This window comes from Pseudomonas sp. (assembly GCF_030684895.1).
Taxonomy (GTDB): domain Bacteria; phylum Pseudomonadota; class Gammaproteobacteria; order Pseudomonadales; family Pseudomonadaceae; genus Aquipseudomonas.
In genome coordinates this window covers 1-6,844 of record NZ_JAUXXP010000081.1, presented here as the reverse complement: position 1 = coordinate 6,844, position 6,844 = coordinate 1, and the positions used below count along the sequence as shown (strand labels likewise).

Here is a 6,844-nt window from a genome sequence, read left to right as displayed (position 1 = left end):
GGTGCAGGATCTCGGTACGGTGTTCGCCTTTGCCGACGTGACCATGGGCCTGCTGGCCATCTGCAACCTGATTGCCCTGGTGCTGCTGTTCAAGGTCGGCCTGCGCCTGATGCGCGACTACGACAACCAGATCAAGGCCGGTGTGGAATCGCCAGTGTTCGATGCGAAGAACTTTGCCGATCTGGATCTCGACCCCGCTGTCTGGCAGCACACGCCAAACCAGCCCCCGCTCAACGCGCACCAACAGCGTTGATCTGAATACGCCCAGGCCCTTGGCCTGGGCGTTGTTGTTTATGTCATAGGCCCCGCGCGGCCAGTTGGCAGGCGCGGGACTCTCCGTACACGTGGAGTGCCAGACCATGCGTCATATTCTTTGCACCGCGCTGTTGTCCTGCCTGCTGTTCAGCCCCCTTAGCCAGGCGCAGTTGCCGCCCGATTACAAGATGGTGCTGCTGACGGAAAACTTCCCGCCCTTCAACATGGCCGAGCACGGCAAGAACTTCGCCCGTGATGCGCAGATCCAGGGCGTCAGTGCCGACACCGTGCGCGAGATGTTCAAGCGCGCGGGCATCGATTACAGCCTGACCCTGCGCTTCCCCTGGGACCGCATCTACCAGCAGACCATGACCAAAGCCAACCACGGCCTGTTCTCCACCTCCATGAGCGAGGCGCGCAAGCCGCTGTTCAAGTGGGTCGGGCCGATCGCCCAATACCAGAGTGTGCTGGTCGGCCGCAAAGGCAGCCACCCGCAGCTGAGCACCCTGGAACAGGCCAAGGCCTACCGTATCGGCGCCTACCAGAGCGCGGCGGTCAGCCAGCATCTGGAGCGCCTGGGCTTCACCCCGCAGAACGCCCTGCGCGACCAGGAAAATATCCGCAAGCTGCAACGCGGGCAGATCGACCTATGGGCCACCTCCGACCCGGTGTGGCGCGTGTATGCCAAAGAGCAGGGCGCCGATGATTTGCAAACCGTGCTCAGCTTCGAAACCTCGCAGCTGTACCTGGCGCTAAACAAGGACACCCCGGACGAAGTGGTCGAGCGCCTGCAGGCCGCGCTGGAGCAGATGCGCAGCGAAGGCTACGGCAGCTGCGCGAAAAATCCTGAGCTGTGTTGAGTCAACCGCGCCTGGCGGTTATATCTGCCAGGCGCGGCGCAACGCGGCCAACGCCTCATGGATCTGCGCTTCGGGCACCGCCGCAAACCCCAGCACCAGCCCGGCACGCTGATCTTCCGGCGTGGCGCTGCCTGGCAGCCAGTAACTGCTGAGCGCGCTTATCTCCACGCCAACTCCTTCGGCGGCGCTGATCAGCTCACGTTCACGGGCCAGGCTGTTCACCCGCACGCACAGATGCAGTCCGGCCTCTACCACGGGCAGCGGCGCACAGCCGGCAATCTCACTCGGCCAGCCCTGCAACAAGGCATCTCGCCGTGCGCGTGCGGCGCTGCGCATACGGCGGATATGCCGCTGAAAATGCCCGGCGGCGATAAAATCGGCCATCACCGCCTGCGTGCCGATTTCCGAATGGCGCATATCCAGGGCGCGGCGACGGGCAAAGGCTTCGGCCAGCGAGGGCGGCAATACCAGATAACCCAGACGCAGCGCCGGAAAGGCGATCTTGCAGAAGGTGCCGACATACAGCACGCGGCCCTGGCGGTCGAGGGCCGCCAGCGGCGCTAGCGGCGTGCCGCTGTAGCGGTACTCACCGTCGTAATCGTCCTCGATGATCAGGCCGTTATGGCGCTCGGCCCATTCCAGTAGCTGCAGGCGCCGCGCCAGCGACAAGGTGACGCCGGTCGGGTATTGGTGCGAGGGCGTCAGGTAGACCAGCCGACAGTCCTCAAGCAGCGCCAACGCCGGGACATCCAAGCCCTCGTCATCCACCGCCACACCGCATAACTGCGCCCCAGCTATCGCCAGTGCATGGCCGGCGGCGCGGTAGCCAGGGTTCTCCACGGCCACCCGCGCGCCGGGCGTCACCAGCAGTTGCGCGCACAGGCTGATGGCCTGCTGCGCACCATTGGTGACGACGATCTGCGTCGGATCGCAGTGCAGGCCACGGCTGTTGCGCAGGTAGGCGGCGATCAACTCACGTAATTGCCAGTCGCCGGCCGGGTCGCCATAGCCCAGGCGCGCGGGCGACGGTTTGCGCCAGAAGCGTGCGGACAAGCGCGCCCAGGTCTCGAAGGGAAACAGATCAAAAGCCGGCACGCCGACGCGAAACGCCCGTGGCGCGCCGCTCAAGGGCGGGTTCAGATGATGGCTCTGCAACAGCTGCAGCGCCGCACTCTGCAGGGTATCGGTCGGCGGCGCCTGGGGCACTGGAGTTGGCCGCGTCGCCCCGCTTAACTCGGCCACATAGGTGCCGGCCCCGATGCGCCCCTCGATATAGCCCTCGGCATACAGCTGGTCGAAGGCGCGGATCACGGTATTGCGCGAGATGCCCAGCAGGCTTGCCAGATCGCGGCTGGCCGGCAGGCGTGTACGGCTTTGCAGGCGGCCGTCGAGGATGCGCTCACGCAACGCCTGATACAGCTGACGCGCCAGGCCCTGCTGCGCATCGAGCTGGATGCCGGACAGATCGACCGGGAGCGGCGCAGCGGACGGAATGGCCATGCGGATTGGCTCCATAGAAGTCACAGAAAGTGGATCTTACAACAGACCAATACGCGCTCTAGCATGGGCACCATGAGCTCAGGAGCCCGCCCATGTACACGCCCGCCGCTTTTCGCCAGGACGACCTCGCCACGCTGCACCAGCAGATGCGCGCTACACGCCTGCCGACGCTGGTCAGCCACGGTGCCCAAGGCCTGCTCGCCAGCCATTTGCCGTTGCTGCTGGAAGCTGACGAAGGTCCCCACGGCACGCTCTACGGCCACTTCGCTCGCGCCAACCCGCAGTGGCGCGACCTCGCCGAAGGCAGCCCAGCGCTGGTGATCTTCCAGGGTGCAGAGGCCTATATCAGCCCCTCCTGGTACGCCGCCAAGGCCGAGCACGGCAAGGTGGTGCCGACCTGGAACTACATCAGCGTGCAGGCCCATGGCCGCGCCGAGGTATTCGACGATGCCGAGCGCCTGCTGCAACTGGTCAGCCGCCTCAGCGCGCAGCACGAAGCCGAGCGCCCGCAACCCTGGGCGGTCAGCGATGCACCGCGCGACTATATCGACAGCATGCTGCGCGCCATTGTCGGCTTCGCCCTGCCCATCGAGCGCCTGGAGGGCAAATGGAAGCTCGGGCAGAACCGCAGCCAGGCCGACCAAAACGGCGTACGCGAAGGACTGCACGCCAGCCATGACCCACGCGATCACGAGCTGGCCGCGCAGATCAATAACCAACACTTAGCCAAGGAAGCGCCATGAGCATTGAAATCCGCCCCGTCAGCACTACCGATCACGCCGTCTGGTTGCCGCTGTGGCAGGGCTATCTGCACTTTTACCAGAGCGAGCTGCCCGCCGAGGTCAGCACCATGACCTGGCAGCGCTTTCTCGATCCGAGCGAGCCGACCCATGCCGCCCTCGCCTGGCGTGACGGCCAGGCCGTGGGGCTGGTGCAGTGGATCTTCCACCGCACTAATTGGTCGGTGGAGAACAGCTGTTATCTGCAGGATCTGTTTGTTGGCGCCGATCAGCGCGGCGGCGGTATCGGCCGATTGCTGATCGAGCACGTTTACGCCCAGGCCCAGGCAGCCGGCTGCAGCCGCGTGCATTGGCTGACCCAGGAAACCAACTACCCGGGCCGTCAGCTCTACGACCGCATCGCCGAACGCTCGGGTTTTATCCAATACAGGAAGCTCTTCTGATGACCATCGACCTCACCCACTGGCAGCCGCGCCCGGCACCCGATCAGCGTGAACTGCCTGGACGTTTCGTCCACCTGGCGCCCCTCGACAGCGCACACCACGGCGATGACCTGTGGGCCGCGCTGCAGGGACCGGACCCGGCGCTGTGGGACTACCTGCCCTACGGCCCGTTCAACGAACGGGCCGAGTTCGATACCTGGCTGGCCAGCAACGCCAGCAGCCGCGATCCACTGTTCTACGCGGTGCTCGACAACACCAGCAGCAAAGCCCTGGGGCTGTTCAGTTACCTGCGCATCACACCGCAAGACGGCTGCATCGAGATCGGCCATGTCGCTTTCGGCGCGCCCATGCAGCGCACACCGGGGGCCACCGAGGCGATCTACCTGCTCGCCCGGCACGCCTTCGACGACCTCGGCTACCGCCGCCTGGAGTGGAAGTGCGACGCCGCCAACGCCCGCTCGATGCGCGCCGCCGAGCGCTTCGGTTTCACTGCCGAAGGGCTGTTTCGCCAACATATGGTGCGCAAAGGCCGCAACCGCGACACCGCCTGGTTCGCCATCATCGACGGCGACTGGCCGGCATTACGCGACGGTTTCCAGCGCTGGCTGGCGGCGGATAACTTCAACGCCGATGGACAACAGAAACAGCGCCTGGAAGAGCTGCGATAACGAGTAGGTTGGCGTTGAGCGCAGCGAAGCCCAACGCTGCGCCCGGCCTCGACGCATATGCGACTTGGGCCACCCGCATCATGCGATCAGCCGCTTATTCGATCTCGAACAGCCCGTTCTTTAGCGGTGCATCGGCTAGCCGCTGGCGCACGTCGTCGTCAATCCGTGGATCGTCCGGGCGGTACAGGCGCACCTGGCGGTAGGCGCTGATGCGGTTGATTTCGGTGCCCAGGTATTCCCAGACCACGCGGGTGCAGGCCGGGCTGCGCCGGTCACCGCTGGAGACGCCAGTTTTCAGACCATTCAGGCGAGTGATGCGGCTCTTGTAGCTGGGAATCAGGATGGTTTGGCTCATCTCGTTGAGGGTCAGCGATTCGTAGTCCAGCAGAAACAGCCGATCTTGCAGCTGGAAGGCGGCGCCCAGATAACGGCAACGTACCCAGTCCTCGCCCTGCACGTCGGCACTGGCGGAGCGCTCCTGACGCTCCTGGCGCTCGAACAGGAAATCACCGTCTTCCTCCCACAGCTGCACCAGCGACAACAGCACGGTGCCCGGCACCGACATGCAGTTGGAGTATTCAAAGTAGTAGCCGCAATAGCGCGACAGGTTGCCGGCATGCGCGCGCAGCGGCTTGAGCAATTCCATCAGCGCGTCGCTGCGACCGCCGGCATCCTGGCCCGGCGTGCGCGCACCGATCAGGTCGGCAAACTGCTCGGCCGGCAGGCTCAGTTCGTAGGCCTCGACACCAAAAAAGTCGCAGATGCGCTTGAGGTTGTAGGCCGTTGGTCGGCTCTGTCCGCTCAGGTATTTATTGAACTGGGCGCGATTGATCGCGAGCTTGCGGCAAACCTCGGCGATTGACCGGTAATGGCCACACAACAGCTTTAGATTGGGGCCTAGATGGTCGGACATGACGGTTTTCCTGGTGATGCGAGCGGCGCGATTCTAGCATCAACTCGCGTCAGTTCGCCGCCATCCGCGAAATTGCACGACAAGCGCGTCTGCTCAACCATTCGGCCCCGCCCATATTTCCTTCACAAAACAACAAGAGAGACCTCACTGCCATGCTCGATATTCTCAACGACCTGATCTGGAGCAAGCTGCTGATCGTGATGCTGATCGGCCTTGGTCTGTACTTCACCATCGCCTCGCGTTTCGTTCAGTTCCGTTACTTCGGCAGCATGTTCCGCATCTTCGCCGAAGCCTTCCAGCGTCAGCCGGGTCAGCTCAGTTCGTTCCAGGCGCTGATGCTTTCGGTAGCCGGTCGCGTCGGTGCCGGCAACATCGCCGGTGTCTCGGTGGCGATCATGCTCGGCGGCCCTGGCGCAATTTTCTGGATGTGGGTCGTAGCCCTGGTCGGCATGGCCACCAGCTACTTCGAGTGCTCCCTGGCGCAGCTGTACAAGCGCCGTGAAGACGACGGCACCTACCGCGGTGGCCCGGCCTTCTACATCCAGCACGGCCTGGGCCAGCGCTGGTTGGGCATCGTCGTATCGATTCTGTTGCTGGTGACCTTCGGTTTCGGCTTCAACGCCGTGCAGTCCTACACCGTGGCCAGCTCGATGCATGACACCTTCGGCCTGCCGACCTATGTCAGCGGCTTGATCCTCACCGTAGTGATCGGCCTGATCATCTTCGGCGGCATCAAGCGCATCGCCAAGTTCGCCGATGTACTGGTGCCGGTGATGGCCTTCTCCTACATCGCCATGGCGCTGTTCGTGATCGGCAGCAACGTTGACGCCATCCCGGCCACCCTGGTGCTGATCTTCAAGAGCGCATTCGGCCTGGAACCTGCCTTTGCCGGCGGTATCGGCGCGGCCATTCTGATGGGCGTGAAACGCGGCCTGTTCTCCAACGAAGCAGGTCTGGGCAGTGCACCAAACGTCGCCGCCGTTGCTGAGGTCAAGCACCCGGTTGCCCAGGGCATCGTGCAGTCGCTCAGCGTGTTTATCGACACCATCATCCTCTGCAGCTGCACCGCGCTGATCATCCTGCTGTCGGGTGTGTATCAGCCAGGCACCGAGATGGCCGGCGTGGTGCTGACTCAGACCGCTGTCGCCAGCGTGGTCGGTGAGTGGGGCCGGGTGTTCGTTACCGTGGCGCTGCTGCTGTTCGTGTTCACCACCCTGATCTACAACTACTACCTGGGTGAAAACGCCCTGGGCTTCTTCAGCAAGAAGCGCGGCCCGGTGGTGGTCTACCGTGTGCTGGTGGTGGCGTTGGTCCTCTGGGGCTCGGTGCAGGATCTCGGTACGGTGTTCGCCTTTGCCGACGTGACCATGGGCCTGCTGGCCATCTGCAACCTGATTGCCCTGGTGCTGCTGTTCAAGGTCGGCCTGCGCCTGATGCGCGACTACGACAACCAGATCAAGGCCGG

The 6,844-nt window shown here is 64.0% G+C and carries 8 protein-coding genes; 6 read left to right on the top strand and 2 right to left on the bottom strand.

The features are described 5' to 3' along the window. On the top strand, positions 1 to 253 hold a 253-nt coding region (locus Q8M42_RS17730), incomplete at its 5' end, for an alanine:cation symporter family protein (RefSeq protein ID WP_304869714.1). Between the two features lie 106 nt (positions 254 to 359). Continuing rightward, complete coding sequence (locus tag Q8M42_RS17725) at positions 360 to 1,115, top strand: ABC transporter substrate-binding protein (protein WP_304869713.1); 756 nt, start codon at positions 360 to 362, stop codon at positions 1,113 to 1,115. A gap of 18 nt (positions 1,116 to 1,133) precedes the next feature. Here Q8M42_RS17725 and Q8M42_RS17720 read toward each other — a convergent pair whose 3' ends face one another. Further along, the gene (locus tag Q8M42_RS17720) at positions 1,134 to 2,615 is read right to left on the bottom strand and encodes a PLP-dependent aminotransferase family protein (RefSeq protein WP_370692748.1); all 1,482 of its coding nucleotides are present in this window, start codon (positions 2,613 to 2,615) and stop codon (positions 1,134 to 1,136) included. A 92-nt stretch (positions 2,616 to 2,707) separates the two neighbouring features. Between Q8M42_RS17720 and Q8M42_RS17715 the strand changes: the two genes are divergently transcribed. The 3 genes from Q8M42_RS17715 to Q8M42_RS17705 are packed head-to-tail and all read left to right on the top strand — an operon-like array spanning position 2,708 to position 4,466. Beyond that, a complete protein-coding gene (locus tag Q8M42_RS17715; protein ID WP_304869711.1) occupies positions 2,708 to 3,358 on the top strand; it encodes an FMN-binding negative transcriptional regulator in 651 nt (216 codons plus the stop codon). Continuing rightward, positions 3,355 to 3,798, top strand: coding sequence for a GNAT family N-acetyltransferase (locus Q8M42_RS17710; RefSeq protein WP_304869709.1), 444 nt, complete (start codon positions 3,355 to 3,357; stop codon positions 3,796 to 3,798). Before Q8M42_RS17715 ends, Q8M42_RS17710 begins: the two co-directional genes overlap by 4 nt. Beyond that, entirely contained in the window at positions 3,798 to 4,466 is a 669-nt protein-coding gene (locus Q8M42_RS17705) for a GNAT family N-acetyltransferase (RefSeq protein WP_304869707.1), read from the top strand. The genes Q8M42_RS17710 and Q8M42_RS17705 overlap by 1 nt, the downstream gene beginning before the upstream one ends. A 94-nt stretch (positions 4,467 to 4,560) precedes the next feature. Here Q8M42_RS17705 and Q8M42_RS17700 read toward each other — a convergent pair whose 3' ends face one another. Beyond that, positions 4,561 to 5,379: a helix-turn-helix transcriptional regulator gene (locus Q8M42_RS17700; protein ID WP_304869705.1), complete on the bottom strand. Its 819-nt coding sequence runs from the start codon at positions 5,377 to 5,379 to the stop codon at positions 4,561 to 4,563. Between the two features lie 152 nt (positions 5,380 to 5,531). Here Q8M42_RS17700 and Q8M42_RS17695 point away from each other — a divergent pair. Beyond that, positions 5,532 to 6,844: sodium:alanine symporter family protein (locus tag Q8M42_RS17695; protein WP_304867466.1), on the top strand; the 1,313-nt coding region annotated here is incomplete at its 3' end.